Source organism: Stagnimonas sp. FW305-C-60 (assembly GCF_058782965.1).
The window spans coordinates 51,771-76,279 of the sequence record NZ_JBYSYF010000001.1; the positions used below are offsets into that span (position 1 = coordinate 51,771).

At 66.5% G+C, this 24,509-nt stretch carries 30 protein-coding genes; 8 read left to right on the plus strand and 22 right to left on the minus strand.

Going from position 1 to position 24,509, the window contains the following annotated elements:
• The first annotated feature begins 8 nt into the window (after positions 1-8).
• Positions 9-509: a hypothetical protein gene (locus tag AC3WT6_RS00210; protein ID WP_492651533.1), complete on the plus strand. Its 501-nt coding sequence runs from the start codon at positions 9-11 to the stop codon at positions 507-509.
• Here AC3WT6_RS00210 and AC3WT6_RS00215 read toward each other — a convergent pair.
• Together AC3WT6_RS00215 and AC3WT6_RS00220 are read right to left on the minus strand one after the other, a co-directional pair.
• A complete protein-coding gene (locus tag AC3WT6_RS00215; protein WP_492651534.1) occupies positions 506-1,063 on the minus strand; it encodes a hypothetical protein in 558 nt (185 codons plus the stop codon). The two genes, AC3WT6_RS00210 and AC3WT6_RS00215, sit on opposite strands and share 4 nt — an antisense overlap.
• Before the next feature lie 133 nt (positions 1,064-1,196).
• Entirely contained in the window at positions 1,197-2,069 is an 873-nt protein-coding gene (locus AC3WT6_RS00220) for a transglutaminase family protein (protein WP_492651535.1), read from the minus strand.
• 40 nt (positions 2,070-2,109) lie between these two features.
• On the opposite strand from AC3WT6_RS00220, the gene AC3WT6_RS00225 reads away from it, so the two are divergent.
• Positions 2,110-2,508 (plus strand): DUF2237 family protein, encoded by a 399-nt coding sequence (locus tag AC3WT6_RS00225; protein WP_492651536.1) that lies wholly within the window; start codon positions 2,110-2,112, stop codon positions 2,506-2,508.
• The gene (locus AC3WT6_RS00230) at positions 2,508-2,699 is read left to right on the plus strand and encodes a hypothetical protein (RefSeq protein ID WP_492651537.1); all 192 of its coding nucleotides are present in this window, start codon (positions 2,508-2,510) and stop codon (positions 2,697-2,699) included. The genes AC3WT6_RS00225 and AC3WT6_RS00230 overlap by 1 nt, the downstream gene beginning before the upstream one ends.
• A 57-nt stretch (positions 2,700-2,756) precedes the next feature.
• Here the strand turns inward: AC3WT6_RS00230 and gpmA are convergent, their stop codons facing one another.
• From gpmA to AC3WT6_RS00280, 10 genes are all read right to left on the minus strand, one after another.
• Complete coding sequence (gene gpmA, locus AC3WT6_RS00235) at positions 2,757-3,509, minus strand: 2,3-diphosphoglycerate-dependent phosphoglycerate mutase (RefSeq protein ID WP_492651538.1); 753 nt, start codon at positions 3,507-3,509, stop codon at positions 2,757-2,759.
• Positions 3,510-3,548: 39 nt separating this feature from the next.
• Positions 3,549-4,175 carry a CoA transferase subunit B gene (locus AC3WT6_RS00240; protein WP_492651539.1) on the minus strand — a complete coding sequence of 209 codons (627 nt, stop codon included), beginning with the start codon at positions 4,173-4,175 and terminating at the stop codon, positions 3,549-3,551.
• Positions 4,175-4,870, minus strand: a complete 696-nt coding sequence (locus tag AC3WT6_RS00245) for a CoA transferase subunit A (protein WP_492651540.1) — start codon at positions 4,868-4,870, stop codon at positions 4,175-4,177. The genes AC3WT6_RS00240 and AC3WT6_RS00245 overlap by 1 nt, the downstream gene beginning before the upstream one ends.
• Positions 4,871-4,937: 67 nt before the next feature.
• Positions 4,938-5,843 carry a hydroxymethylglutaryl-CoA lyase gene (locus AC3WT6_RS00250; protein WP_492651541.1) on the minus strand — a complete coding sequence of 302 codons (906 nt, stop codon included), beginning with the start codon at positions 5,841-5,843 and terminating at the stop codon, positions 4,938-4,940.
• Between the two features lie 16 nt (positions 5,844-5,859).
• Positions 5,860-6,129, minus strand: a complete 270-nt coding sequence (locus AC3WT6_RS00255) for a hypothetical protein (protein WP_492651542.1) — start codon at positions 6,127-6,129, stop codon at positions 5,860-5,862.
• 31 nt (positions 6,130-6,160) lie between these two features.
• Complete coding sequence (locus tag AC3WT6_RS00260; RefSeq protein ID WP_492651543.1) at positions 6,161-7,897, minus strand: alkyl sulfatase dimerization domain-containing protein; 1,737 nt, start codon at positions 7,895-7,897, stop codon at positions 6,161-6,163.
• A gap of 73 nt (positions 7,898-7,970) precedes the next feature.
• Entirely contained in the window at positions 7,971-9,359 is a 1,389-nt protein-coding gene (locus AC3WT6_RS00265; protein WP_492651544.1) for a hypothetical protein, read from the minus strand.
• 72 nt (positions 9,360-9,431) lie between these two features.
• Entirely contained in the window at positions 9,432-9,965 is a 534-nt protein-coding gene (locus tag AC3WT6_RS00270; RefSeq protein ID WP_492651545.1) for a gamma carbonic anhydrase family protein, read from the minus strand.
• On the minus strand, positions 9,962-10,855 hold the full coding sequence (locus AC3WT6_RS00275) for an alpha/beta hydrolase (protein ID WP_492651546.1): 894 nt from the start codon (positions 10,853-10,855) through the stop codon (positions 9,962-9,964). The genes AC3WT6_RS00270 and AC3WT6_RS00275 overlap by 4 nt, the downstream gene beginning before the upstream one ends.
• A 335-nt stretch (positions 10,856-11,190) precedes the next feature.
• Entirely contained in the window at positions 11,191-11,394 is a 204-nt protein-coding gene (locus AC3WT6_RS00280; protein WP_492651547.1) for a hypothetical protein, read from the minus strand.
• Positions 11,395-11,433: 39 nt separating this feature from the next.
• Between AC3WT6_RS00280 and AC3WT6_RS00285 the strand changes: the two genes are divergently transcribed.
• Together AC3WT6_RS00285 and AC3WT6_RS00290 are read left to right on the plus strand one after the other, a co-directional pair.
• On the plus strand, positions 11,434-13,467 hold the full coding sequence (locus AC3WT6_RS00285; protein ID WP_492651548.1) for a M3 family metallopeptidase: 2,034 nt from the start codon (positions 11,434-11,436) through the stop codon (positions 13,465-13,467).
• A gap of 92 nt (positions 13,468-13,559) precedes the next feature.
• Entirely contained in the window at positions 13,560-13,889 is a 330-nt protein-coding gene (locus AC3WT6_RS00290) for an H-NS histone family protein (protein WP_492651549.1), read from the plus strand.
• Between the two features lie 132 nt (positions 13,890-14,021).
• Here the strand turns inward: AC3WT6_RS00290 and rho are convergent, their stop codons facing one another.
• Together rho and trxA are read right to left on the minus strand one after the other, a co-directional pair.
• Positions 14,022-15,284: a transcription termination factor Rho gene (rho, locus tag AC3WT6_RS00295; RefSeq protein ID WP_492652828.1), complete on the minus strand. Its 1,263-nt coding sequence runs from the start codon at positions 15,282-15,284 to the stop codon at positions 14,022-14,024.
• A 406-nt stretch (positions 15,285-15,690) separates the two neighbouring features.
• Complete coding sequence (gene trxA / locus AC3WT6_RS00300; protein WP_492651550.1) at positions 15,691-16,020, minus strand: thioredoxin TrxA; 330 nt, start codon at positions 16,018-16,020, stop codon at positions 15,691-15,693.
• A 274-nt stretch (positions 16,021-16,294) separates the two neighbouring features.
• On the opposite strand from trxA, the gene AC3WT6_RS00305 reads away from it, so the two are divergent.
• Positions 16,295-17,626 carry a DEAD/DEAH box helicase gene (locus AC3WT6_RS00305; protein WP_492651551.1) on the plus strand — a complete coding sequence of 444 codons (1,332 nt, stop codon included), beginning with the start codon at positions 16,295-16,297 and terminating at the stop codon, positions 17,624-17,626.
• Here the strand turns inward: AC3WT6_RS00305 and yrfG are convergent.
• Positions 17,623-18,288, minus strand: coding sequence for a GMP/IMP nucleotidase (gene yrfG, locus AC3WT6_RS00310; RefSeq protein ID WP_492651552.1), 666 nt, complete (start codon positions 18,286-18,288; stop codon positions 17,623-17,625). The two genes, AC3WT6_RS00305 and yrfG, sit on opposite strands and share 4 nt — an antisense overlap.
• 18 nt (positions 18,289-18,306) lie before the next feature.
• Here yrfG and cysQ point away from each other — a divergent pair, with 18 nt between their 5' ends.
• Both cysQ and AC3WT6_RS00320 read left to right on the plus strand, forming a co-directional pair.
• Positions 18,307-19,098, plus strand: coding sequence for a 3'(2'),5'-bisphosphate nucleotidase CysQ (gene cysQ / locus AC3WT6_RS00315; RefSeq protein ID WP_492651553.1), 792 nt, complete (start codon positions 18,307-18,309; stop codon positions 19,096-19,098).
• Complete coding sequence (locus AC3WT6_RS00320; protein WP_492651554.1) at positions 19,095-19,658, plus strand: M15 family metallopeptidase; 564 nt, start codon at positions 19,095-19,097, stop codon at positions 19,656-19,658. The genes cysQ and AC3WT6_RS00320 overlap by 4 nt, the downstream gene beginning before the upstream one ends.
• Here AC3WT6_RS00320 and mtnC read toward each other — a convergent pair.
• From mtnC to rpmB, 7 genes are all read right to left on the minus strand, one after another.
• Entirely contained in the window at positions 19,655-20,332 is a 678-nt protein-coding gene (gene mtnC, locus AC3WT6_RS00325) for an acireductone synthase (RefSeq protein ID WP_492651555.1), read from the minus strand. The genes AC3WT6_RS00320 and mtnC overlap by 4 nt on opposite strands.
• Positions 20,329-20,883, minus strand: coding sequence for a 1,2-dihydroxy-3-keto-5-methylthiopentene dioxygenase (locus AC3WT6_RS00330; protein ID WP_492651556.1), 555 nt, complete (start codon positions 20,881-20,883; stop codon positions 20,329-20,331). The genes mtnC and AC3WT6_RS00330 overlap by 4 nt, the downstream gene beginning before the upstream one ends.
• Positions 20,880-21,491, minus strand: a complete 612-nt coding sequence (locus tag AC3WT6_RS00335; RefSeq protein ID WP_492651557.1) for a methylthioribulose 1-phosphate dehydratase — start codon at positions 21,489-21,491, stop codon at positions 20,880-20,882. Before AC3WT6_RS00335 ends, AC3WT6_RS00330 begins: the two co-directional genes overlap by 4 nt.
• Positions 21,492-21,553: 62 nt before the next feature.
• Positions 21,554-22,375: a prohibitin family protein gene (locus tag AC3WT6_RS00340; protein ID WP_492651558.1), complete on the minus strand. Its 822-nt coding sequence runs from the start codon at positions 22,373-22,375 to the stop codon at positions 21,554-21,556.
• Positions 22,376-22,441: 66 nt separating this feature from the next.
• Positions 22,442-23,887 (minus strand): magnesium transporter, encoded by a 1,446-nt coding sequence (mgtE, locus tag AC3WT6_RS00345; RefSeq protein WP_492651559.1) that lies wholly within the window; start codon positions 23,885-23,887, stop codon positions 22,442-22,444.
• A gap of 105 nt (positions 23,888-23,992) precedes the next feature.
• Positions 23,993-24,166: a 50S ribosomal protein L33 gene (rpmG, locus tag AC3WT6_RS00350; protein WP_492651560.1), complete on the minus strand. Its 174-nt coding sequence runs from the start codon at positions 24,164-24,166 to the stop codon at positions 23,993-23,995.
• An 11-nt stretch (positions 24,167-24,177) separates the two neighbouring features.
• Positions 24,178-24,414, minus strand: coding sequence for a 50S ribosomal protein L28 (gene rpmB / locus AC3WT6_RS00355; protein WP_492651561.1), 237 nt, complete (start codon positions 24,412-24,414; stop codon positions 24,178-24,180).
• Between the last annotated feature and the right edge of the window lie 95 nt (positions 24,415-24,509).

The window sequence follows — 24,509 nt, forward strand, 5'->3', positions numbered from 1 at the left end:
CGGTTGTCATGTCGGCAGAGAAAAATATTCCCGCAGCGCCGGTCCTCCCGGTCTCGGCACTGCCGGCCGGCGCGCTGGAAGCCCTGCTGACGCCGCTGGGTCTGCGCTGGCAGCCGGTAGCGGACGGCGCCGAGATTCCCGGCAGCTACTGGGGCGACTCCGAGGCCGGACTGATCGGCAACTGCCTGTACCTGCGCGCCGATACGCCGGTGCACTCGGCCCTGCACGAGGCCTGCCACTGGCTGTTGGCCGACGAGCAGCGGCGCGCCGGCCTGCACACCGACGCCGGTGGCACCGACACCGAGGAGAACGCGGTCTGTTACCTGCAATGCCTGCTGGCCGAACGCCTGGACGGCTATTCGCGGGCGCGCTGCTTCGCCGACATGGACGCCTGGGGCTACCACTTCATCCTCGGCAGCGCCGCCGCCTGGTTCGCCGGCGATAGCGCCGACGCCCAGGCGCTGCTGCGCGAGCGCGGCTGGCTGCCGGCGGTGGACGCGGCGAGCTAGAGCTTGCCGATCTGCAAACCCAGGCCGATGAGCAGCCCGTTGCTGACGCTGTTGAGATTGGCCTCGGCACGCAGCTCCAGGCCGAGATGGCGCCCGTGCGGCGCCCAGACCAGCTCCAGCGGCACGCCGATCGCCTGCTCTTGGACCGGCGCGCTGCCGGAGCTGTCCTGACGCCGCTCCAGCTCGTAGCGGGAAACCCCGAGCGCCGCCCAGACCCGTCCGCCGGAGGTGAGCGGCCGGCCGAGCAGCAAGCCCAGCTCGCGGCCATGCCGCAACCCGCTCAGCCCGCTGGCGTAGCGCGCACGCAGACCGACCAGCCCAGGCTCGCCGCGCAGATAGGCGCCCCAGCCCTGCACCGTCAGATTGGCCTCTTCGACCACCTGATAGCCAGCCATGCCGGACAGCCAGAACGCAGGCTCGGCAGCCAGCGTCCTCGACGTGGTCGGCGCCGTACCCGAAGGCAATCGCTTGACCGGCAGGCTGCCCACTTCGGCGGCACCCACCTGCGCCATCAGCAGCCAGGCCGCCAGCAGCGCGCTCCATTTCTTCTTCATGATTTCCCCAACTCGCTTGTTGTCGTAGCGGCGCATCCCGGCGCCGCCATGAATCGACCCCACGGCCGCAGGATCGCAACCCGGGCCTGGCCGAGCAAGATCAACGTGACTCGCCATCCTCGGTGGACAGCCACTAAAGCTCGGTGACCGTCACCTCGACGCTCATGCCCAGACTATCGTCCGGCCGGCCGACGAAGCTGCCGGCCAGTGGCACCGCCTGCTCGGGGTCGCGGGTCACCGCCACTTCGATGAGGTTGTTGCCGGCGACCCGGCCATTGGTGGGGTCGTAGGCCACCCAGCCGGCGCCGGGCAGGTAGATCTGCAACCAGGCATGGGTTTCGCCGCCCCCAAGCAGCGCGCCAGCGACGCCGGCCTCGGCGGCGTCGTAGAGGTAGCCGGAGACAAAGCGCGCGGCCAGCCCCAGGCTGCGCGCCGCTTCCATCATCAGCAAGGCGAAGTCGCGGCAGCTGCCGCAGCCCGCGCGCAGGGTCGTCGCCGGCGCCCAGGTGCCGGTCTCGACGCGGCGCTGGTAGCGAAAGCGCGTGTGGATGGCGCTGTTGATGGCCGCCAGGCTCGCCAGGGTGTCGTTGCCATTGGCGCTCAGATAGCCGTTGGTCCAGCTCGCCAACACCTTCTCGGGATCCGGGGAGTGCCGCCGCAGATAGGGCGCCAGATCAATCTGATCGGATTCGCTGTAGGCAAACGGCAGCCGTGTGGCGGGCGCGTCGAGCAGCAGTTGCGCGGGGTCACCGGGGTAGTGCTCGAGATCGAGATCGGACTCCACCACCAGCTCGGAGGTCGGCGCGCTGAAATGCAGCCAGAGCACCGAGTTACCGAACACATCGCTGGTCCAGCGGGTTTCCGCGCTGGGCGAGATGTGCAGTCGCGCGTCGAGGATGCGCAGCTCATGGGTATCCCGCGGACGGCAAACAAACCGATGCGGGTTGAGCCGGACCGGATTGGCGTAACGGTAGGTGGTCCGATGCCGGACTTGCAGGCGAATCATGGCGTGTCGGTTCCTTTGAGGGCGGCGTAGAGTGTGCCGCATGACTGAACCGCCACTGGCTGATACGCACCTCAATCTGCTGGGCGGCCGCCTGCTGCCCTGCTCCTACGCGCCGCTCACCGGCTTCTACCGCGACGGCTGCTGCAAGACCGATGGCAACGACCAGGGCCGGCATCTGGTCTGCGCGCGGATGACCATCGAGTTTCTGCGCTTCAGCCTGGAGCGCGGCAACGATCTGGTGACGCCGCGCGCCGAGCACCTGTTCCCGGGCCTGAAGCCCGGCGACTGGTGGTGCCTGTGCGCCCTGCGCTGGAGCGAGGCCCTGGAAGCCGGCGTGGCGCCGCCGGTGAAGCTCTCCGCCACCCACGCGGCGGTGACCCGCTATGTCTCCAGGGCGGCGCTGCTGCGCCACGCGGTCGACCCACCGGAGACGGTGTGATGGGCCTGAGCGAAGCCATCCGCCGCGCCGCCGAGTGCGGCTGCGAGCTGGAACCCATCCCCGGCCAGCGGCGCTATCTGATCCGCGCCATCGGCTACGACGCCGACCCCTACGAGATCGACGAAGACCGGCTGCTGGGCTTGTCCAGCGAGGACTTTCTGAACGAGTGGATACCGCCGCACGCCGGCTGACTTAGCAGCAGCCGCGCGCAGGCCCTGCGAGGAGCCTGCGGGCGGCATAGCGCCTCTTCAGCGCGCCTTGGCCTGGTTGGCCACGGCCTCGGCGGCGCGCTTGGCGGCCTCCGGATCACCCAGGTAGCGGTAACTCTTCACCTTCAGCTCGCCGTCCAGCTCGAACAGCAGCGGGATGGCGGTGGGGATGTTGAGTTCGAGGATCTCGGACTCGCTGACGTTGTTCAGGTACTTGTAGAGCGCACGCAGCGAATTGCCGTGCGCGGTCACCAAGAGCGTCTGGCCGGCCTTGAGCTGCGGCGCGATCTGGTCGTGCCAGTAGGGCAGCACGCGCACTAGGGTGGTGGCCAGCGACTCGGTACCCGGCAGCACCGCCGCGTCGAGCTTGGCGTAGCGGGGATCGTTGGCCGGGTGGCCGGGATCATCAGACGCCATCGCCGGCGGCGGCACGTCATAGCTGCGGCGCCAGATCTTCACCTGCGCCTCGCCGTGCTTGGCGGTGGTCTCGGCCTTGTCCAGGCCCTGCAGGGCGCCGTAGTGGCGCTCGTTGAGGCGCCAGGTCTTGTGTACCGGAATCCACAACTGATCCATCACGTCGAGCGCGGTGAAGTTGGTGCGGATGGCGCGCTTCAAAACACTGGTGTGCGCGCAATCGAACTTCAGGCCCTCGGCCTTCATCAGCTCGCCGGCCTTGATCGCCTCCTGGCGACCGGCCTCGGTGATGTCCACGTCCACCCAGCCGGTGAAGCGGTTATCGAGATTCCATTGTGACTGGCCGTGACGAAGGAGAACGAGCTTGCGAGTGGTCATAGCGATTGCGGATTGCGGATTGCGGATTGCGGAAGGGGATTATCCCAGAACCGGGCAGGCGGTCTTTGCGCGCACTTCCTCGGCGCTCACGCCGGGGGCCAACTCGACCAGCTTCAGGCCCTCCGGGGTTACGTCGAGCACGCCCAGCTCGGTGATGATGCGGTCCACCACCTTCACCCCGGTGAGCGGCAGGGTGCAGCTGGGCAGAATCTTGGCCTCGCCCTTGGCGGTGTGCTCCATCAGCACCACCACCCGCTGCACGCCGGCGACCAGGTCCATCGCGCCGCCCATGCCCTTCACCATCTTGCCGGGGATCATCCAGTTGGCGAGATCGCCCTGCGCACTCACCTGCATGGCGCCGAGGATGGAGAGATTGATGTGGCCGCCACGGATCATCGCAAAACTGTCAGCGCCGCTGAAAAAGGCGCTGCCCGGCAGCGCGGTGATGGTCTGCTTGCCGGCGTTGATGAGGTCGGCGTCGACTTCGGCCTCGGTGGGATAGGGGCCGATGCCCAGGAGGCCGTTCTCGCTCTGCAGCCAGACATCCATGCCGGCGGGAATGTAGTTGGCGACCAGGGTCGGCAGGCCGATGCCCAGGTTCACGTAAAAGCCGTCCTGCAGTTCCTGGGCGGCACGTTGCGCCATCTGTTCCTTGGTCCAGGCCATTACTTGCTCACAGTGCGCTGTTCAATGCGCTTCTCGGGCGTGGCATTGACCACGATGCGGTCGACGTAGATGCCGGGGGTGTGGATCTGATCCGGATCCAGCGCGCCAATCTCGACCAACTCCTCGACTTCGGCGACACAGACCTTGCCGGCGGTCGCCATCATCGGATTGAAGTTGCGCGCGGTCTTGCGGAACACCAGGTTGCCGGCACGGTCGGCCTTCCAGGCCTTGACCAGTGAGATATCGGCCTTGAGCGCCCGCTCCATCACATAGGTCTCGCCGTCGAATTCACGCAGCTCCTTGCCCTCGGCGACGACGGTGCCGACGCCGGTCTTGGTGAAGAAGGCGGGGATGCCGGCGCCGCCGGCGCGCAGCTTCTCGGCGAGGGTCCCCTGCGGCGTGAATTCCACTTCCAGCTCGCCGGACAGGAATTGCCGCTCGAACTCCTTGTTCTCGCCGACATAGCTGGAAATCATCTTCCTGATCTGCCGGGTCGCCAACAGCAGGCCCAGGCCGAAGTTATCGACACCGGCATTGTTGCTGATCGCGGTCAGGTTCTTCACGCCACTGTCGCGCAAGGCGGCGATCAGCGCCTCGGGAATGCCGCAAAGGCCGAAGCCGCCGACCGCCAGCGTCTGCCCATCCGCCACCAGGCCGGCCAGCGCCGCCTGGGCGCTGGGGTAGAGCTTGTCCATGTTTTCCCTTTCGATTCCTTCGCTGGATTTTAGCGGTGTCCGCGCCTGGGGCCGGAATACCGGCGACTCAAGCCGCCTCGCGTGGCGGGATGCGCGCCAGCCGGCTGGCAGGCTCCCGGCCCAGTTCGGCGCTGATCCAGCGCGCGGTTGCGCAGAGCGCGGCGAGATCGACGCCAGTCGCGAAACCCAGACCGTGCAGCAGATAGACCAGATCCTCGGTGGCAACATTGCCGGTCGCCCCCTTCGCATAGGGGCAGCCGCCCAGGCCACCGACGCTGGCATCGACCACGCGTACACCGGCTTCCAGGCAGGCGTAGACGTTGGCGAGCGCGGTGCCGCGGGTATCGTGGAAGTGCACGGCGAGCTGTGCCATTGGCACTTCGGCGGCGACTGCTTTCAGCATCGCCGCCGCCTGGCGCGGCGTGCCGACGCCGATGGTGTCGCCCAGCGAGACCTCGTAGCAGCCCATCGCCGCCACCGCCTTGGCCACCCGCACCACCTCCGCCACCGCGACCTCGCCCTGGTAGGGGCAGCCGAGCACGGTAGAGACGTAAGCACGCACCTTCAGCCCCTGCGCCAGGGCCTGCTCGGCCACCGGCGCCAGGCGCGCCAGGGATTCGTCGATGCCGGCGTTGATGTTCTTGCGGTTGAAGGCCTCGGAGGCGGCGGTGAACAGCGCGATCTCCTGCACGCCCGCCGCCAGCGCCCGTTCCAGGCCCTGCAGATTGGGCACCAGCACCGGATAGCTCACGCCGGGCTGCCGCCGCAGGCCGGCCAGCACTTCGCCGGCATCGGCCATCTGCGGCACCCACTTGGGGCTGACGAAGCTGGTCGCCTCCACCACCGGCAGGCCACAGGCGGCGAGCTTCTCGATCAGCGCGATCTTGGTGGCGGCGGGGACCAGCTGCTTCTCGTTCTGCAGGCCGTCGCGGGGACCGACCTCGACGATCTTGATGAATTCGGGCGTGCTCATTTCGCCAGTCTAAAGCTCAGCGCGGGGCGTAGACGCCGCGCTTGACCGGCAACCACCAGGTGAAGCCAAACAGCAGCGTGCCGATCACCAGCCGCAGCGGCGAGGGATTCAGATGCTTGAGCACCTTGAACGCCACCGGGATTTCCAGCGCATGGGCACCGAGCAGCACCGCCGACAGCAGCACCAGGAAATGTTTCGGATGGCCCATCAGGATGAGTGCGAAGCCGGCGGCGTAGACCGCCAGGAGGGTGAGGTTCTGGGCGATCCAGAAAGGTTTGCTGTTCATGCGGGCGTAGGGTCGTGTGGGAAGGGAAGGATCAGGACGCGGACTCGGCTTCCAGCGGCACGAACAGCCGCATGAAGGCAATGAAGGCGAGCTTGTTGCCGCTGCTCATCTCGAACTCGCGGGCGATGGTGAGGCCGGGGTTGCGCAGCTTGGCGAGCATCTCCTTGAACACCTGCGCTGGCACCCGCACCACCAGATCGGCGTCCGGCGCCGCCGCGCCGGGCGGCAGAATCTCGCTGGCGCCGCGGCGGACGATGTAGGTCCAGCTCTCGGCGACATCGGTGAACTCGAAGCGCACGGTGGTGACGCGTTCGCCGGCCGCCTCGGCGTCGAGGTTGACCGCCATGCCGTCGAAGAAGGTCGACAGCGGCATGTTGGCCAGCATCTCCGGCGTCGGCGTCAGCGCGCGATCCGGCAAGGGGTAGTCGCCGCGCAGCTCGTGCCAGGCCACCAGATACCAGTGCCGGGCATTGGGATTGCTCTCGGCCTCGCCCAGCGCCTTGAGCGCCGCCAGTCGCGCCTCCTTCACCTGGGCCGCCTCGGGCCTCAGGCGCAGGGCCGCGCCGCTCAGCTCCAGCACCCATTGCCAGTCTCGGTTGGCGGCGGCGGCGGCAATCGCCGCGTCCATCGCGGCGGCGCCACCCGCCAGCGCCTGCAGGCGCTCGGCCTGCTGGGTCGGCGGCAGCGGATGCAATTGCTCCGGGCGGCCGTCGAACCAGCCGAGATTGCCGCCATAGAGGCTCTTCGCGCTCCAGCCCGGCTTGCCGTAGAACTCCTGCAGGAACGGCGAGGCGGCGAGATGCGCCGGCAGCTTGATGCGCTCGGCGATCTCGTCCGGCAACAGACCGATGTTCATCAGCCGGATGGTCTGGTCGTGGACGTAGCGGATGGCGTCCCGGTAATCGGTGAGCGTGTCGTAGATCGCCTGCTCGCCAGACAGTGGCCGGGTATGGCTGGGCACCAGCACCGCCGGCCGCAGCGCGCGCATGCGGTCCAGGCTCGCCGCCCACTTCTTGGGATCGCGGAAGCCGGTGCCACGAATGGTGTAGAGGTTGGGGAAGGCGTGGTAGAGGTTGTCGCCGGGCAGCAGGATTTTGCGCTCCGGCAGCCAGAGGTAGATCTGGTCGTCGGTCTCGCCCGGCGCGTGCACCAACTGGAAGTGGATGCCGGCAACGCTGTCGTCCAGCATGTCGCGGAAGGTCTTGGTCGGCCGCAGGATGTTGACCGTGCTGCCCTCGTGGATGTCCAGCGCGCCACCGATGCCGACGTTGAGCAGCTCGTCCGGGCTCAGGCCCCAGCCGTACATCCGCAGCGAGCGCTGGGTGATGATCGGCTGCAACTCGGAGCTGATCTTGTCCATGTTGCGCGCGACGTCTTCCTGGGCATAGATCGGCACCGTCGCGCCCGCCGGAATGAAGGCCGAGGCGCCGCCGATGTGGTCCGGGTGCGAGTGGGTGTAGACGATGGCCTTGACCGGCTTGTCCGAGACTTTCGCGAATTCCGTCGCCACTGCCTTGGCCGATTCCACCGACTCCATGGTGTCGACCACGATGGCGCCGTCCTCGCCTTCGATGAGGATGGAGTTGGCGATGCCGAAGCCCACCGCCACCCAGACGCCGGGCGCCGCCTCGATCACCGAGCGGCGGAATTCCTGGCTGTGCTCGGCCAGGGCCTTGGGCGTGGCCACCGGCGGCGCGGCGGCCGGCTTGGGCTTGCCACAGGCGGTCAGACTCAACAGGGCCACGGCGGCGGCCACTCCTAGCTTCATGCTGTCTCCTCAGCGGCTGGATTCTTGGTTTGCGGCTCGCAGTGTGCCGCAAGACGGCGGTGCTCGCCGCGCCTCAGGGCGCGCTGGTGGCAGCAAGTACGGCGTCCGGATTCACCGGGCAGCCCAGCCGCTCGAACTCCGCCCTGCCGTAGTGCCGGCCTTCGGGGTAGTAGACGCCCAGCACCTCGCGCTCGTGCGCGCCAGAAGGGCCGGGAATGTTCTGGATCGCCTCGGCGAAATCGCCGCGCGGCAGCATGTGCCGATAGATCAACAGGCTGTTGCTGAACGGCCCCCAGTTGAGCCAGTTCACCCCGCACTCGGCGATGGCATTCGCGGGGCGGTCCTGCGCGCGGCTGACCAGGATGATCGCGCGCTCGCCCTGCACGCGCTGCACCTGCTCGTCGTAGAGGCAGTCGATGTAGCGCTGGCTGTTGACCTCGTTGCTGCACAGGCTCCAGTAGCGCAGCTGGCCGTCGCCCATCACCGACTCGCCGGCGCGGGTCTGCGGCGTGGTCGGCATGCGCGCCACCAGCACCCCGACCTCACCCAGGCTCTGGCTGAGGCTGGCGGTCATGTAGCTGTTGTGGACATTGCTGGCGAAACCGCCGCTGTTGCTGGTGCTCTGTCCCAGCGCGCCGGAGAGCAGCGGGCCTAAGCCCGGCACGGCGTCGAGACGGTGCGACTGCGAGCTGAGCAGATCAAAGAACTTCAGCCAGCGCAGCTCCGAAAACGCCGCGAGATTGGGCTGGGTCTCGATAGCGGGATCGAGGCCATTGAGCAGTTCCGCCGCCGGCACCGTCGGCAGCCGCTCCAGCGCCGAGCAGGCTTCGCTGCCGCGCAGCACCGCGCCGCCGGCCAGCGGCAGCGCCACCTGCGGCAGGCCGACGCCGCCGCTCAGGTCATACCCGGTGTCCTCGACGTAGACGCGGTAGATCACCACCGCCAGCGGCGAGGGCAGACGCTGCTCGCCCGCCGCGAGAAAGCTGTAGAGCGTGTTGGGCTCGCGCTGTGCGGGGTCTTCCGGCGGCACGGCGGCGATTACCCGCACGCGGTAGTCGCGCGCCTCGGCATCGCGGCGGGCGCCGACCGCGAACGGCTGCACCGAGCCCGGCTGCGGCGCGATCTCGACGTCGGCGAGCGCGTCGATCGGCTCCAGGCGCGGGTTGTAGAGATTGAAGGAGGCGTAGCGGGCGTGCGGGTAGCGGCCTTCCAGCCACAGTTCGCCGCCCGGCGGGATCGGCAGCGCAGCGACCCAATAGGTCGCGGCGTGATCGGGGTAGAGAATGTTGAGCAGGTTGGCATCGCTGCGCAGCAGCCAGACGCAGTCGCGCGGCAGCTCGGCAGCGCTGGCCTGCGGCGGGTTCGAGTTGGAGCCAGCAGCCGTAGCGGGATCGGCGGATTGCGCACAGGCCGCCAGTAGTCCAGACAGCACGGCCACGCCCAGCAACCAGGCTCCACGCATTTCTCTCTCCTCCCGCTAGTTATCTTGTCAGTCTAGGGCCTGCTGACCCTGCGGGGGGCGTGGCGCCGGGACTCAGCCGCCGCTGGCGGCGTGTCGGTTCTTGACCCGCACGTAATGCTCGGCGGAGTACTTCAGCGAGGCGCGTTCGTCCTCGCTCAAGGGCCGCACCTTGGCCAGCGGACTGCCACGGTAGAGATGACCCGACTCCAGGCGCTTGCCCGGTGGCACCAGCGAGCCGGCGGCGAGCAGCACCTCGTCCTCGATCACCGCCTGGTCCATGACGATGCTGCCCATGCCGATCAGCACGCGGTTGCCGATGGTGCAGGCGTGCAGGATCACGCCGTGACCGACGGTCACGTCTTCGCCGATCTCCAGCCCGATGCCGCCGGGCGTGTAGGGACCGTCGTGGGTGACGTGCAGGCAGGCGTTGTCCTGGACATTACTGCGGGCGCCGATGCGGATGCGGTTGACGTCGCCGCGCACGGTGGCCAGCGGCCAGATGCTGCTGTCCTCGCCCAACTGCACGTCGCCGATCAGCTGCGCGGACTCATCCACCCAGGCGCCCTCGGCCAGTTGCGGGCGGATGCCCTCGAAGGCGCGGATCAAGGCCGCGGCTCCGCGGCGGGCAAGGTCGGCGGCAGCGGGTCCGGCTTCAGGCCGCTCTTGCGCAGCACGAAGTCCTTCACATAGCTCATCACGTCCGACTGCCCTTGCAGCGGCTGGCTGAGGGTGGCGACGATCCAGCCGTGGGTCATCTTCGGGTAGATCACCGTCTCCACCGGCCCGCCGGCAGCGCGGACCTTGGCGGCGAAGTTGCGGGTGTTCTTCGGCCACACCGACTCGTCGTTCTCGCCGTGCAGCAGCAGCAGCGGCGGATTGCGGCCGTCGACATGGTTGATCGGCTGGGTGCTGGCGTAGCGCTCCGGCGGGCCGAACATGTCCTTGATGTCGGCATCGGTGAAGGGCATGAAGTCGTAGGGGCCGGCCAGGCCGATCATGCCCGACAGCCAGAGCCGGGAACCGCCCACCGCCGACAGATAGGACTCGTCGCTAGCCAGCATCGCGGCGTTGTACGCGCCGGCAGAATGCCCCATCACGAACACCCGCCCGATATCGCCGCCGTAGCGCGCGACGTTTTCATGCACCCAGCGCACCGCCTGTGCGGAGTCCTCGACAAAGGCCGGGAACTTCACCTGCGGATATAGCCGGTAGTCGGGCAGCACGGCAACGAAGCCCTGCTTGGCCAACGCGGCGCCAACGAACTCGTACAGCTCCTTGCTGCCCTCGCTCCAGCGGCCGCCGTAGAAGAACACCACCACCGGCGCGTTCTGGCTGCCATAGGGGGTGTAGACATCCAGCTTCAGGTTCTGGGCCGGGGCATAGACGATGTTGGTGGAGCGGCTATAGCCACGCTCCACCGTCAGGCCATTGAGCAGGCGCTGCCCGGAGCAGCCGCCGAGCAGACCGGCAAGAGCCGACAATAGGCCGATTCGCATCCAAAATCTCCGAAACACAGGCGATCACTCCAGCAACGGTTCACAAAAGCGGCAACGCGCACTATGCCTGCTTACGCGCGGCAATGGCGGATGGAGGCAAAAAAGAAGGCCCTCCTTGTGGGAGGGCCTAAGCGGAACGGTCAAACCGTCTGGGAAGGACGGTAGGGATGAATTGCCTTGGGGAGGGCGTCAAGACCGTTCCGAAGGGAACGTTGATGGTTGGGCGCGTCGCACACTATGTCGTGTTTTTACGATGCTGCTCAGAACCAAATGGTCGCAGAAAAGTTCATTCGCTGACAAATCCTTCTGTCTGCCGCCCAACGGCGGTGGCCGGGTCAGTGCAAGCTGAAGCCCGACAGGCAATTTTCAATGGCTTGTTTCTGTTTGTTTTTCATACGCTTATATGCAGACCTGAAACCTGTCGAGAAATTCACATCTGGCTCCGCAGCCAATAAAAATTTTTGCACACACCGTTCATAATTACTGAATTCAAGCTCCGGCAGGCCCGCCTGCCTTGCAAGCAGGCCGGCCGTCTCCATCGTTTTCTTCCTTACTTTCATCACCTGTGAGCGCCTGCCGTGCCCTTCGCACAAGAATTCCCCGCCTTTGACCGCCTGCGCCCGGAAGATGCCGCCCGGAATCTGGACGAAGGGCTGTCCCGAAATCGTCAGGAACTGAGCCAGCTGCTGAACCAGGACCAACCTCGCTGGGAAACCCTGGTGGAGCCACTGGAGGAGATGGGCGACCGGCTGTCGCGAATCTGGGGGCCGATTTCCCACCTGTTCGGCGTCTGGAGCACGCCGGAATGGCGCGCGGCTTATAACGCCGGCCTGCCCAAGATCACCGAATACGGCGTCGAGGTCTCGCAGAACGAGGCGCTCTATCAGGCCTACCGCGCCCTGGCCGAAAGCCCGGCATTTGCCGGCTATTCCCCCACCCGCCGCAAGCTGGTGGAAGACGCACTGCGCGACTTCAAGCTCTCCGGCATTGCCCTGCCGCCGGCACAAAAGGACCGCTACAAGGCCATCAGCCTGCGTCTCTCCGAGCTACAGGCCAAGTTCGAAGAAAACGTCATGGACTGTGTGCAGGCCTGGCAGCTATTGATTGGCGACGAGGCTGAGCTGGACGGCATGACCGAGGCCGCCAAGGCCGCCGCCCGCGCCAAGGCGCAGGACAAGGGGCTGGACGGCTGGTTGCTGACGCTCGACTTCCCCAGCTACGACGCGGTGACCACCAAGTGCCGCAACCGCGCCCTGCGCCAGAAGCTCTACGAGGCTTATGCCACCCGTGCCAGCGAGGTCGGCCCACACGAGCCCCGCTACGACAACAGCGCGCTGATGAGCGAGATCCTGGCACTGCGGCGGGAAGAGGCAGAGCTGCTCGGCTATCCGGACTACGCGGCGCTGTCGCTGGCCACCAAGATGGCGGACTCGCCGGAGGAGGTCGAGCAGTTTCTGCACGAACTGGCGCGCAAAGCGCGCCCCCGCGCCCTGCAGGAGCTGGATGAACTGCGCCAGCTCGCGGCGGCCGACGGCGTCAGCGAGCTGCAGGCCTGGGATACCGCCTATTACTCGGAGCAGCTCAGGGAAAAGACCCTGGGCCTGTCCGACGAGGCACTGCGTCCCTACTTCCCCTTCCCGCAGGTGCTGCGCGGCATGTTCGATCTGGTCGAGCGCCTGTTCGCGGTGCGCATCGCGCCGCTGGCTGGCGTCGCCACCTGGCACCCGGACGTCAGCGTCTACTCCCTGGCCCACGCCGACGGCGAGTGGATCGGCGCCTTCTACCTGGACCCCTATTCGCGCCCGGAGACCAAGCGCGGCGGCGCCTGGATGGACGAGTGCATCGGCCGGCGTCGGCTGGCAGTCGGCGGTCTGCAGCTGCCGGTGGCCTATCTGGTCTGCAACTTCACCCCGCCCCAGCCCGGCCAGCCAGCGCTGCTGACCCATGACGAAGTGCTGACCCTGTTCCACGAATTCGGCCACGGCCTGCACCACCTGCTGACCCGCGTCGAGGAAGGCGCCCTGGCCGGCATCCGCGGCGTCGAATGGGACGCGGTCGAGTTGCCCAGCCAGTTCATGGAGAACTGGTGCTACGAGCCGACCACGCTCAAGCTGTTTGCCCGCCACTGGCAAACTGGCGAGCCCATGCCGGACGCGATGATCGAGCAACTGCGTGCCGATCGTCGCTTCCAGTCGGGTCTGGCCACGCTGCGGCAGGTGGAGTTCGCGCTGTTTGACCTGAGCCTGCATCGTGACGCGCAGACGCCCAGTAGCCAGCGTCTGCTGGAACTGCTGAATACCATCCGCGACGAGGTTTCAGTGCTGAAACCTCCAGCACTCAATCGCATGCCCTGGAGTTTCGGCCATATCTTTGCCGGCGGTTATGCAGCGGGTTATTACAGCTATAAATGGGCCGAAGTTCTCTCCTCCGACGCATTCGCGGCATTCGAGGAGGCCGGATTTACTCAGGAAGTTGGGCATCGCTTCCGCGACGCCATCCTCGCCGCCGGCGGTTCGCGGCCGGCCATGGGCAATTTCATCGAATTCCGAGGCCGCAAGCCGGTGGTGGAACCGCTATTGCGGCATTCCGGCCTTTTGGAACCCAGCGAATAGCCCGCTTGTAAACTCCCGTTTCAATTTCATTCAAATTGCCGCAAAATGAGCTGTCGCAAGCCGCGGCGCTCACCAAATTATTGAATTCGGCCATGAACGAACTCGAAAAACTCTCTCTTGAAGAATTACTGAGCCTGCAGCAGCGGGTTGCCACGGAAATCGACAGCCGCCGTTCGGCCGAGAAAGCCAAGGCCCAGCAGGAAATCCTGGCTCTGGCCAGTCGTTACGGCCTCGCCGTCCAGTTCGCGGGGGGCAGCGCTGCCACCAAAGCCGCCAAGCCCAAGAGCAGCGGCACCGTGGCGCCCAAGTACCGCCACCCGCAGGACGCGTCGCTGACCTGGACCGGCCGCGGCCGCTCGCCGGTCTGGGTCGCCGAGTGGAAGACCAAGCATGGCTCGCTGGACGGCATCACCATCAAATAGGCGAGTGAACCCTTCACGACCCTGGCTCGCGATCACAGCGATGCCACCGGTCGGACTTGGTTCTTCCGCGAGCAGGCAATAAAAAACCGCGCCTAGGCGCGGTTTTTTATTGGCTCAACTGCTAGCCCAGGATCAATTGCGCTTCATCGAATCAAAGAAGTCGGCATTGGTCTTGGTGTGGCGCAGACGATCAAACAGCAACTCCATCGCCGCCAGTTCGTCCATGGAATGCAGGAGCTTGCGGAGTATCCAGACCTTGTTGAGATCCTGTGGATTCATCATCAATTCTTCCTTGCGGGTGCCGGAACGATTGATATTGATGGCCGGGAACACCCGCTTTTCGGCGATACGGCGCTCCAGGTGGATTTCCATATTGCCGGTGCCCTTGAACTCCTCGTAAATCACCTCGTCCATCTTGCTGCCGGTATCAACCAAGGCGGTCGCGATGATGGTGAGGCTGCCGCCTTCTTCGATATTGCGGGCGGCACCGAAGAAACGCTTGGGCTTTTGCAGGGCGTTGGCATCGACACCGCCGGACAGCACCTTGCCGGAGCTGGGCGCCACGGTGTTGTAGGCGCGCGCCAGACGGGTGATGGAGTCGAGCAGGATCACCACGTCGCGCTTGTGCTCGACCAGACGCTTGGCCTTTTCGATCACCATCTCGGCGACCTGCACATGGCGGGATGCCGGCTCGTCGAAAGTACTAGCTACCACCTCGCCGCGCACCGTGCGCTGCATGTCGGTGACTTCTTCCGGACGCTCGTCGATCAGCAGCACGATCAGGTAGGCGTCGGGGTAGTTGGCCGCCAGCGACTGCGCGATGTTCTGCATCAGGATGGTCTTGCCGGCCTTGGGCGGCGAGACGATCAGGCCACGCTGGCCCTTGCCGAACGGCGCCACGATATCGACCACGCGAGCGGTGATGTCCTCGGTGGTGCCATTGCCACGCTCCATCTTGTACTGCTCGTTGGCGAACAGCGGCGTCAGGTTCTCGAAGCTGACCTTCTTGCGACTGGCTTCCGGCGGCTCGTAGTTGATCGAGTCCACCCGCAGCAGCGCGAAGTAGCGTTCGCCCTCCTTGGGCGAGCGCACCCGGCCGTGGATGGTATCGCCGGTGCGCAGGTTGAAGCGGCGCACCTGGCTGGGCGAGACAAACACGTCATCCGGACCGGCCTGGTAGCTGGAATCCGGGGTGCGTAGGAAGCCGTACTGGCCGTCCGGCATCACCTCCATCACGCCGTCGGCCATGATGTGGTCGCCGCGCTTCGCCGCCGCCTTGAGCAGGGCAAAGATGAGGTCCTGCTTCTTGGTGCGGGCGATGTTTTCCAGGCCCAGCTGCTCGGCCATCTCCAGCAGTTCCGCCGCCGACTTCTTCTTGAGGTCGGCGATATGCACGATCTTCGGCGGCTCCAGGCTGACCGGCTGACCGGGAGTGCCGGGCACAGGACCGTTGCCATTCGGGCGCGGCTGACGACGCTGCGGCTGGTCGTCGTAGTCGCCCGGCTCGTCGCTCATCTGCGGCGGCGGCGGGATCGGCGCGTCGTAGCCGGGCGGGATGGCTCCCGGCGGCAGCGGCTGGCCGTTCTCATCGAGAAAGACCGGCGCCTGTGCAGCGGCGGCGGCCTGCTGGGCCAGCAACTGCGCCTGAGCCTCTTCCTCGGCGAGGAAATCCTCGACGTCCATGGGCAGGCCTTGCTGCTGATGCGAACCTGAGCCTTGGCCAGGTCCGCGGCCCTTGTTGCGATGCCCGTGGAAGCGACGACGATTTTTCATCGAGGAAGACGGCGGTTTCGGAGGTTGTTTAGACAAGGTGTGGGGTCACGAAAGCGGCAAGCTGGGCCTTGGCGACCGCGCCTACCTGGGTGCCGGCGGGAGCGCCGTTCTTGAACAAAATCAGGGTGGGGATGCCGCGAATGCCAAACTTCGGCGGCGTTCCCGGGTTTTCGTCGACGTTGAGCTTGACGACCTTGAGCTTGCCGGCATTCTCGGCGGCGACCTGCTCCAGGATCGGCGCGATCATGCGGCAGGGACCGCACCATTCGGCCCAGAAATCGACCAGGACCGGCAGGTCGGACTTCAGGACGTCCTGCTCGAAGGAGGTGTCGGTAACAGCGCTGATGTGTTCGCTCATGGCAAAAACTCCGGTGGATGGGGCGCGCGGGGAGAGGGTTTTTAGGCGCGGACCCAGAGTGGGGATCGCGCGCTTCAAACGCAACGCTAGCCAGCGCGAATCGCGATTGAATCTTTCAGCGAGTGGGATTGATTGGCTTGATGGGCTCGGTGCCACAGCGGGCGTCGGTTTGGGACTTGCCACGCGAGAGCCGTATAGTTACGAAGTATTTGAATTGATCCCGAAGCCATTTGCAAGCCGCCAGCCGGCATTGCCTAAGCCTCATACCCGCCTCATGCGCCCCTGCTGTCGGCTGGCGCAGCACTCCAACTCGATGAAACCCGATCACTTAAGCGACGTCACCTTCACCTCACTCAACCTCCATCCGCGCCTGCTCTCCGGGCTGGAGAAGCTGGGCTACAACCATTGCACGCCGATCCAGGCCGCCTGCCTGCCGCGTGCGCTCGCCGGCCAGGATCTCGCTGGCCAGGCGCAGACCGGCACCGGCAAGACCGCGGCCTTTCTGCTTGCCACCATGCAGCACCTGCTGACCACCCCGCCGCGCTCGCCGGAAGGCGTGGTTGCCCCCGGCGCCTTCATGCTGGCGCCGACCCGCGAACTGGCGGTGCAGATCTACAACGACGCCAAGGCACTGGGCGCCGACACCGGCCTGTCGATGACGGTCTGCTATGGCGGCGCCGGTTATGAGCAGCAACGCGCCGAGATCGAGCGCGGTGTCGACATCCTGATCGGCACCCCTGGCCGCCTGATCGACTTCTACAAGCAGAAGCTCTACACCCTGGACTATGTCGAGATCATGGTGCTGGACGAAGCCGATCGCATGTTCGACCTGGGCTTCATCGACGACATCCGCTATCTGCTGCGCAAGATGCCGCCGCCAGCCGAGCGCAGGAGCTATCTGTTCTCGGCCACACTCAGCCACCGGGTACTGGAGCTGGCCTTCGAGCACATGAAGCCCGATGTGCAGAAGATCGAGATCGAGCCCGAGCAAGTCACCGCCGAGCGGGTCAAGCAGGCGTTGCTGCACATCTCCAATAGCGACAAGCTGCAGGCCCTGGTCGGCCTGCTGCGCCAGCACGATCCGGTGCGCACCCTGGTGTTCGTCAACACCAAGCGCGACTGCGAGCAGGTGGAGAACGCGCTCAACCTCAATGGCTTTGAGGCCGCCACGCTGTCCGGCGACGTCGCCCAGACCCGGCGCTTGAAGCTGCTGCAGGACTTCAAGGACGGCAAGCTGCCGATCCTGGTCGCCACCGACGTCGCCGCCCGTGGCCTGCACATCAGCGGCGTCACCCACGTCATCAACTTCGACCTGCCGCAGGACGCCGCCGACTACGTGCACCGCATCGGCCGCACCGCCCGCGCCGGCGCCCAGGGCGACGCGATCTCCTTCTGCTGCGAGAGCTATGTCTACTCGCTGCCGGACATCGAGACCTACATCGGCATGCGCATTCCGCCGCTGCCGGAAACCGTCGAGCAGCTCAAGGCCGGCGTACCCGACTACGTCGCGCCGCCGCGCCCCAGCCGCGACTTCCGTGGCGGCCCGCGCCGCAGCGGCAGTGGTGGCCGGCCCGGTGGCGGTCGCGGCGGCCCGCGCCGTCGCTAAAGCGGCAGCAACTCCGGCAGTCGGTTGACTGCCGGAAATTCGGTGATGTCGCGCGGCGGCTGGCTGCTGTCCGGATGGGCGATGGCCAGCACCTGGCCGATGCCGAATTCGCGCGCTGCACGCAGCACCGGCAGGCTGTCATCGACAAACAGCGCCCGCTCGCGCGGAAACGGATGGCGTGCCATCAGGCCGCTCCAGAACTCCGGCGTCTCCTTGGGCGCGCCGAAGTCGTGCGAGCAGACGATGTGGTCGAAATAGCCGGTCAGGCCGGTGTGCTCCAGTTTCAGCGACCAGCTGTCGCGGTGGGCGTTGGTGGCCAGCCAGACCTGCTTGCCAGCCGCGCGTAGCGCACGCAGAAAGTCCTCGGTGCCCTCCAGCGCGCCGATCCGCTCCCGGGTGGCGCGCTTGAGCGCGGCCATGTTGAGGCCGGTCAGGCGACTCCAGTGGTCGGTGCAGTACCAGGGCAGCGTGTGCTGCAAGCCGGTGAAATGCGGCTCCAGCGCGGCGCGTGCGGCCTCCACGCTCAAGCCCTGCGCGGCGGCATAGGCCTGCGGCACATGTTCGCGCCAGAAGTAGTTGTCGTAGGCGAGATCGAGCAGGGTGCCGTCCATATCCAGCAGCACCCAGTCAATCCTCATCCAGTCCACGAGTTTGGCTTTCATCCTGCCTATGATACGGACATGAACAGCCACGACCTGCTCGACGCCGTCACCCGCATCGCGCTGGACGCCGGCCGCGAGATTTCGCGCATCTACGAGTCCGACTTCGCGGTGCAGAGCAAGGACGACGACTCGCCGCTCACCGAGGCCGACCTCGCCGCCCAGCACTGCATCGCAGCCGGCTTGGCAACGCTGACTCCAGGAATGCCGCTGATCTCCGAGGAGAGCCCGCTGGCCCCACATGCAGAACGCCGGCTGTGGCCACGCTACTGGCTGATCGACCCGCTGGATGGCACCCGCGAGTTCGTCAAGCGCAATGGCGAGTTCACCGTCAACATCGCGCTGATCGAAGCCGGCCAGCCGGTGCTGGGCGTGGTGCACGCACCGGCGCTGGATGTCACCTACAGCGCGGCCCGCGGCCTCGGCAGCTACAAGGGCCTGGGCAGCGAACGCGTGGCCCTGCGCACGCGACCGCTACCGGCGCGACCGGTGTTTCTGGTCAGCCGCTCGCACCGTGACCCGCGTCTGGACGCCTTCCTGGCGCGCGCGCCGGCGCACGATGCCGACAGCGTCGGCTCTTCGCTAAAGTTCTGCCGCGTCGCCGAAGGCATCGCCGATCTGTATCCGCGCCTGGGGCCGACCAGCGAATGGGATACCGCCGCCGGCCAGTGCGTGCTGGAAGTGGCGGGCGGCGCGGTGCTGCGCCTGCCCGACCTGCAACCTCTGGACTACAACGGCAAGGACTCGATCCTCAACCCGGAGTTCATCGCCGTCGGCGACCGCAGCGCCGACTGGCGCGCCCTGTTCGGATGAACCGCCGGCAGGCCGGCACCGCCTACCGCGAGCGCATTAAGGTGCTGCTGGCGGAGCTGGGACTGCCGGCCAGCCTGCTCGCCGGACGCCCGCTGCGCCTGATTCCAGAGGCACGGCGACTAGCGCCGGTCGGCCTCGGCACCGATGGCCGCGACAAGCTGCTGACCCCCGGCGCCGCCCAAGCCTGGCTCGCGCTGCGCCAGGCGGCGGCGCGCGATGGCGTCGGCTTGCTGCTGATCTCCGGCTTCCGCAGCGTGGACTACCAGGCCGCCCTGATCCGCGCCAAGCTGGCGCGCGGCCTGAGCGCGGAGGAAGTGCTGCGCATCAACGCCCCGCCTGGCTATAGCGAGCACCACAGCGGCCGCGCGGTGGACATCGGCTGCGCCGGAGTAGCGGCGCTGGACGAGGCTTTCGAAACCACGCCCGCCTACGAATGGCTATGCCGGCACGCGGCGGAGCACGGCTTCCGGATGTCATATCCGCGCGGGAACCGCCAGGGCTATCTCTACGAGCCCTGGCACTGGTTCCACCAGGGCGGCTCCGGAACGGGCAAGCCCTAGACGCGGACTTCGGAAAAATCCCGCGCCGCCGGATGTTGCGGAAAGGCCTTGGCCTGGGCGTCGCGCAGCAACTGGGTGGTGGCCAGGCCGGCCTCGCGCGCGGCATCGAGTTCCTCACCGATGTCGGAAAGGAACAGAACCTGATCGGCCGGCAAGCCGATCTCCGCGAGGATGTGCCGGTAGGAGGCCGCCTCGCGCTTGCCGCCGACGCGGGTGTCGAAATAGCCGGAGAACAGCGGCGTGAGATCGCCGTATTCGGTGTGGCCAAAAATCAACTGCTGCGCTTCCACCGAGCCGGAGGAATAGACGTAAAGCCCCAGTCCCTGCGCATGCCAGCGACGCAGATATTCCGGGGTGTCGGGGTAGACGTGGCCCTGCAATTCGCCAGCGGCATAGCCCTCGGCCCAGATCATGCCCTGCAGCGCCTTGAGCGGCGTCGCCTTGCGGTCCTCGGCGATCCAGCGCTCCAGCACGTCGGCGGCGTCTTCCAGCGTGAGCTGCCGCCCTTCGGCCTCGGCGACGGCATGGACATGCACCGCGATCTCCGGCCGCCGCGCATGGGCGCGCAGAAAGCCGCGCAGATGCGCCTTGGCATAGGGAAACAGCGTCTGGTGGACGAAATCGATCGAGGAGGTGGTGCCTTCGATATCGGTCACGATCGCCCGAATGCTCACGCTCCGGCTCCCGCGTATTCCGGGAAGCTCTTGGCGATCGGGTCGCCGGTGAAATTGCCGACCCAGCCGTCCGGCTTGGTGAAGAAGCGGATCGCCTTGAACAGCGGCTTGGGCCCCATGTCGAACCAGTGGGTGGCGCCCGCCGGCACCTCGATCAGATCACCGGCGGTGCACAGGATCTGATAGACCTTGCCGCCGGTGCGGATGTAGAACACCCCGGCGCCATCGACGAAGAAGCGGATCTCGAAATCGGCATGGGTGTGCTCGGCGAGAAACTTGCCGCGCGCCGCCTGGGCCTGCTCGTGCGCCGGATGCATGGACACCACATCCACCGACTGGAAGCCGTACTTGGCGTTGAGCGCGTCCACCGAGGCCTGGTAGGCCTTGAGCACCGTCTCCGGGTCGGCGTCGGGGGCCAGTTGCGCATCGGCGCGCCAGCGCTCCATCGGCACGCCGACCGCCGCCAGCTCGCGCTGGATGGTGGCGAAATCGCCGCTGTGCAGCAGCACCTGATCGGGACGGTTGTCGGGGGTGATGGTCAGGGTAGTCACAGCATTGCCTCCCGCAGATGGCATTCAAGCATGAATTCGATCGCCTCGACCCGGTGCCGCGCCTGCGCCACCGTGGCGCCCCAGGCGTAGAGGCCGTGGCCGGCGATCAGATAGGCCGGCGTCGCCGGTGACTGCACCATGTGGGCATCCACCGCCGCGCTCAAGCGGGCGATGTCCTGGTCGTTGGCGAACACCGGGATCGCCACCTTGGACTGCGGATCGGGCGCGCCGGGCAGCACCTTCAGCAATTCGTAGTTGCTCAGGACGATTTGCGCATGGCGCCGCGACAGCACCGTGTTGGCGGTGGAGTGCGTGTGCAGCACCGCGCCGGCGTCCGGGTGGCGGCGGTAGATCTGCATGTGCAGCAGCGTCTCGTAACTCGCCTTGCGTCCGGCCTCCAGCGGCCGGCCGTCGAGGTCGGCGATCAGGAAATCGGCTTCCGCGAGTTCGCCCTTGTGATTGCCGCTGGCGGTGATCAGCACCCGCTCCGCATCCAGCCGCGCGGAGAAATTGCCGCCGGTAGCCGGCACCCAGCCGCGGGCATGGAACAGGTTTCCGGCCGCAATCATCTGGCGGGCTTGGTCAGCGATGCGGGCGGTGTCGGTCATGGGGCGCGCAGGATAGGGCTGGGCGGATGGCGCTTCAATGACGGGAACCGAGCGGCAGCCCTTCAGCGCGGGCGATCCGTGCCCGGCTGCAAGCCGATGAAGGGCAGTGCACCGCCGGCCATGGTCTGCGGCAGCACGCCGTTCCACTTGTCGATGGCCTTGCTCTGCACCTCGATCTCGCGCAGCTTGAGCAGGTCGGGCGTGATCTCCTGCTTCTGCGCCCGCAGGCCGGCCGCCTCGGCCTCGGCAGTGGCGATGCGCTGCTTGGCCTCGATCTGGATGCGCTCCAGATCGCGCTGCGCCTTCAGCGCCAGCTGCTCGGCCTCCTGCTTGGACTCGATGGCCTGGCGGAACTGGTCGGAGAAGCGGAAGTTGGTGATCGACACCTCGTCCAGCGCCAGGGAGTTCTCGGCGCGGGCGTTGATCTTCTCGGTGAGCAGCGCGCGGATATTGCTGCGAACCTCCTCGCGCTTGGTGATCAGCTCCTCGGCGGTGTACTTGGCGGTGATCGCCTTGAAGGTCTCCTGCACCGCCGGGTCGATCACCTTCTGCTCGAAACCGGGGCCGACGTCGCGGTAGAGCGTGGCGGTGAGCGCCGGATTGATGCGGTAGTTGAGGGTGATGGCGGTGTGCACCGTCTGCAGATCGCGGCTGGCGGCCTCACCCTCGGAGTCGGCACGCGCCACCCGCACGTCGATCTTCACCACCTGCGACAGCGGATTGACCAGGTGCAGGCCCTCATCCAGCGGCACCGGATCGACCTTGCCGAACAGGGTCACCACGCCACGATGGCCGGCCGGCACCACCGAGAACGGCGAGAAGCGCGCGAAGAACAGGACAGCGACGATGGCCAGGACGATCCACTTGATGAAGGACGTGCGCATGGGAATGGCTCCGGGGGAAACGGGGGGATCGACGCGGCGGAAACGGGTGTCGAACGTGGCCATCGACTAGACGAGGAACACCGCCGCCAAGGCGAGGAAGATGAAGAAGCCCATGCTGTCGGTGCAGGCGGTGAGCAGTACCGAGGAGCCCATCACCGGGTCGCGGCCGAAGCGTTGCAGGGTAAGTGGAATCAGCACGCCGGCAGCGGCGGCCACCCAGAGGTTGAGCATCACCGCCACGGCGATCACCAGCGCCAGCGGCCATTGGTGATACAGCGCCAGAGTCGCCAGACCCAGCACCGAACCCCAGAGCACGCCATTGACGCTGGCAACGGCAAATTCCTTGCTGAACATCTTGCGCAGCTGGGTCGGGCCCAGCTGATTGAGCGCCAGACCGCGGATCACCAGCGCCACGGTCTGGTTGCCGGTATTGCCGCCAATGGAGGCGACGATGGGCATCAAGGCCGCCAGCGCCACCAACTGGACGATGACGCCCTCGAAGGCCCCGATCACCCGCGAGGCGATGAAGGCGGTCAAGAGGTTGAGCGCCAACCAGGGCCAGCGGTTCTTGGCACTTTCTATCGCTGGCGCGAACAGGTCTTCCTCGCCGGACAGACCGACCTGGCGCAGGCTCTCGCTCTGCGCGCGCTCCTTGATGGCGTCGACCACCGCATCGACGGTGATGCGGCCTACCACCTGCTTGTGCAGGTTCACCACCGGCGCCGAGATCAGGTCGTATTTCTCGAAGGCGGTGACCGCGTCGGCGATGGCGTCGCCGGTATAGAAATAGGTGGGCTCGGCGGTCATCACGTCCCTGACCTCGCGCTCCGGCTCCGAGAGCAGCAACTGCTCCAGCGACAGCACCCCGCGCAGATGGCCGCCGCGGTCCATGACAATCAGCTGGTTGATTTCCGGCGGCAGCGATTTCTGCCGGCGCAGCAGGCGCAGTACCGCCTCCAGCGAGGCGTCTTCGCGCACCGACAGGAAGTCGAGATCCATCATCGAGCCGACGCTGCTCTCCGGGAAGGACAGCACCGAACGCACTTCGGCCTGGTCGTCGCGGTCCAGGCGCACCAGAACCTCCTGGCTCAGCTCCTCCGGCAGCTCTGCGAGCAGCTCGGCGATGTCGTCGGAATCCAGGTGCCGCACCACAGCGGCGATTTCCTCCGGCCGCATGTCGCCCAGCAGGGCGCGCAGCACCGCCTCGTTGATCTCCAGCAGCACGGCGCCGCGCCGTTCCGGCCGCACCAGCCCCCAGGCCGCCTCGCGGGCATCGGGCGGCAGGCTTTCAAGAATGAAGGCGACGTCGGCCGGGTGCAGCAGCGCCAGTTTCTGCTCCAGCTGCGCCTGCTGCTGGCGGGCGACCAGCTGCGCCACCACGTCCTGGCGGCTGGTGCCCTCGGAGCGGCTCACCAGCTCGCGCTCGACGGCCTGACGCGTCAGCAGATCGATGATCTGCTCGCGCGCCTGCTCGAGGTGGCGGTGGTGGAGGCGTTCCTGGGATTCACTCATGGCCGCGAATGGTAGCCCGGAAAAATGAAAAAGCCCGCATGAAGCGGGCTTTCATCGAAACCGCTTCCCGCCTGGGCGGGAACGATCTTGCGCCTTAGCGCGAGATCACTTGATCTTGGCTTCCTTGAACACGACGTGCTTGCGAACCACCGGGTCGTACTTCTTGAACTCGAACTTTTCCGGCGTGTTCTTGCGGTTCTTCTTGGTGGTGTAGTAGTAGCCCGTGTCAGCGGTGGAGACGAGCTTGATCTTCTCGTTATCCTTCTTCTTGCCAGCCATTGCTCTTCTCCTTAGGCCACTTCGCCGCGGGCGCGGAGGTCAGCGAGCACCGGCTCGATGCCCTGCTTGTCGATGATGCGCAGTCCGTGGTTGGACACGCGCAGCTTCACGAAGCGCTTTTCGCTTTCCACCCAGAACCGGTGCGTGTGCAGGTTGGGCAGGAAGCGGGTCTTCTTCTTGACGTTGGAGTGGGAAACGGTGTTTCCCACCATCGGCTTCTTGCCAGTGACTTGGCAGACTCGGGACATGGCTGAAAGACCTCTACGGGAGGGGTTATCCAGGCTCCCGCAAACGCGGAAACCTGACAAAAAGGGCGCGAAGTATGCCGGCCGGCCAAAGATTA

Excerpts from the sequence above, each read along its gene's own strand:
- AC3WT6_RS00210 (WP_492651533.1), top strand. The coding sequence starts at position 9 with ATGTCGGCAGAGAAAAATATTCCCGCAGCGCCGGTCCTCCCGGTCTCG.
- AC3WT6_RS00215 (WP_492651534.1), bottom strand. The coding sequence starts at position 1,063 with ATGAAGAAGAAATGGAGCGCGCTGCTGGCGGCCTGGCTGCTGATGGCG.
- AC3WT6_RS00220 (WP_492651535.1), bottom strand. The coding sequence starts at position 2,069 with ATGATTCGCCTGCAAGTCCGGCATCGGACCACCTACCGTTACGCCAAT.
- AC3WT6_RS00225 (WP_492651536.1), top strand. The coding sequence starts at position 2,110 with ATGACTGAACCGCCACTGGCTGATACGCACCTCAATCTGCTGGGCGGC.
- AC3WT6_RS00230 (WP_492651537.1), top strand. The coding sequence starts at position 2,508 with ATGGGCCTGAGCGAAGCCATCCGCCGCGCCGCCGAGTGCGGCTGCGAG.
- gpmA (WP_492651538.1), bottom strand. The coding sequence starts at position 3,509 with ATGACCACTCGCAAGCTCGTTCTCCTTCGTCACGGCCAGTCACAATGG.
- AC3WT6_RS00240 (WP_492651539.1), bottom strand. The coding sequence starts at position 4,175 with ATGGCCTGGACCAAGGAACAGATGGCGCAACGTGCCGCCCAGGAACTG.
- AC3WT6_RS00245 (WP_492651540.1), bottom strand. The coding sequence starts at position 4,870 with ATGGACAAGCTCTACCCCAGCGCCCAGGCGGCGCTGGCCGGCCTGGTG.
- AC3WT6_RS00250 (WP_492651541.1), bottom strand. The coding sequence starts at position 5,843 with ATGAGCACGCCCGAATTCATCAAGATCGTCGAGGTCGGTCCCCGCGAC.
- AC3WT6_RS00255 (WP_492651542.1), bottom strand. The coding sequence starts at position 6,129 with ATGAACAGCAAACCTTTCTGGATCGCCCAGAACCTCACCCTCCTGGCG.
- AC3WT6_RS00260 (WP_492651543.1), bottom strand. The coding sequence starts at position 7,897 with ATGAAGCTAGGAGTGGCCGCCGCCGTGGCCCTGTTGAGTCTGACCGCC.
- AC3WT6_RS00265 (WP_492651544.1), bottom strand. The coding sequence starts at position 9,359 with ATGCGTGGAGCCTGGTTGCTGGGCGTGGCCGTGCTGTCTGGACTACTG.
- AC3WT6_RS00275 (WP_492651546.1), bottom strand. The coding sequence starts at position 10,855 with ATGCGAATCGGCCTATTGTCGGCTCTTGCCGGTCTGCTCGGCGGCTGC.
- AC3WT6_RS00280 (WP_492651547.1), bottom strand. The coding sequence starts at position 11,394 with ATGGAGACGGCCGGCCTGCTTGCAAGGCAGGCGGGCCTGCCGGAGCTT.
- AC3WT6_RS00290 (WP_492651549.1), top strand. The coding sequence starts at position 13,560 with ATGAACGAACTCGAAAAACTCTCTCTTGAAGAATTACTGAGCCTGCAG.
- trxA (WP_492651550.1), bottom strand. The coding sequence starts at position 16,020 with ATGAGCGAACACATCAGCGCTGTTACCGACACCTCCTTCGAGCAGGAC.
- AC3WT6_RS00305 (WP_492651551.1), top strand. The coding sequence starts at position 16,295 with ATGCGCCCCTGCTGTCGGCTGGCGCAGCACTCCAACTCGATGAAACCC.
- yrfG (WP_492651552.1), bottom strand. The coding sequence starts at position 18,288 with ATGAAAGCCAAACTCGTGGACTGGATGAGGATTGACTGGGTGCTGCTG.
- cysQ (WP_492651553.1), top strand. The coding sequence starts at position 18,307 with ATGAACAGCCACGACCTGCTCGACGCCGTCACCCGCATCGCGCTGGAC.
- AC3WT6_RS00320 (WP_492651554.1), top strand. The coding sequence starts at position 19,095 with ATGAACCGCCGGCAGGCCGGCACCGCCTACCGCGAGCGCATTAAGGTG.
- AC3WT6_RS00335 (WP_492651557.1), bottom strand. The coding sequence starts at position 21,491 with ATGACCGACACCGCCCGCATCGCTGACCAAGCCCGCCAGATGATTGCG.
- AC3WT6_RS00340 (WP_492651558.1), bottom strand. The coding sequence starts at position 22,375 with ATGCGCACGTCCTTCATCAAGTGGATCGTCCTGGCCATCGTCGCTGTC.
- mgtE (WP_492651559.1), bottom strand. The coding sequence starts at position 23,887 with ATGAGTGAATCCCAGGAACGCCTCCACCACCGCCACCTCGAGCAGGCG.
- rpmG (WP_492651560.1), bottom strand. The coding sequence starts at position 24,166 with ATGGCTGGCAAGAAGAAGGATAACGAGAAGATCAAGCTCGTCTCCACC.
- rpmB (WP_492651561.1), bottom strand. The coding sequence starts at position 24,414 with ATGTCCCGAGTCTGCCAAGTCACTGGCAAGAAGCCGATGGTGGGAAAC.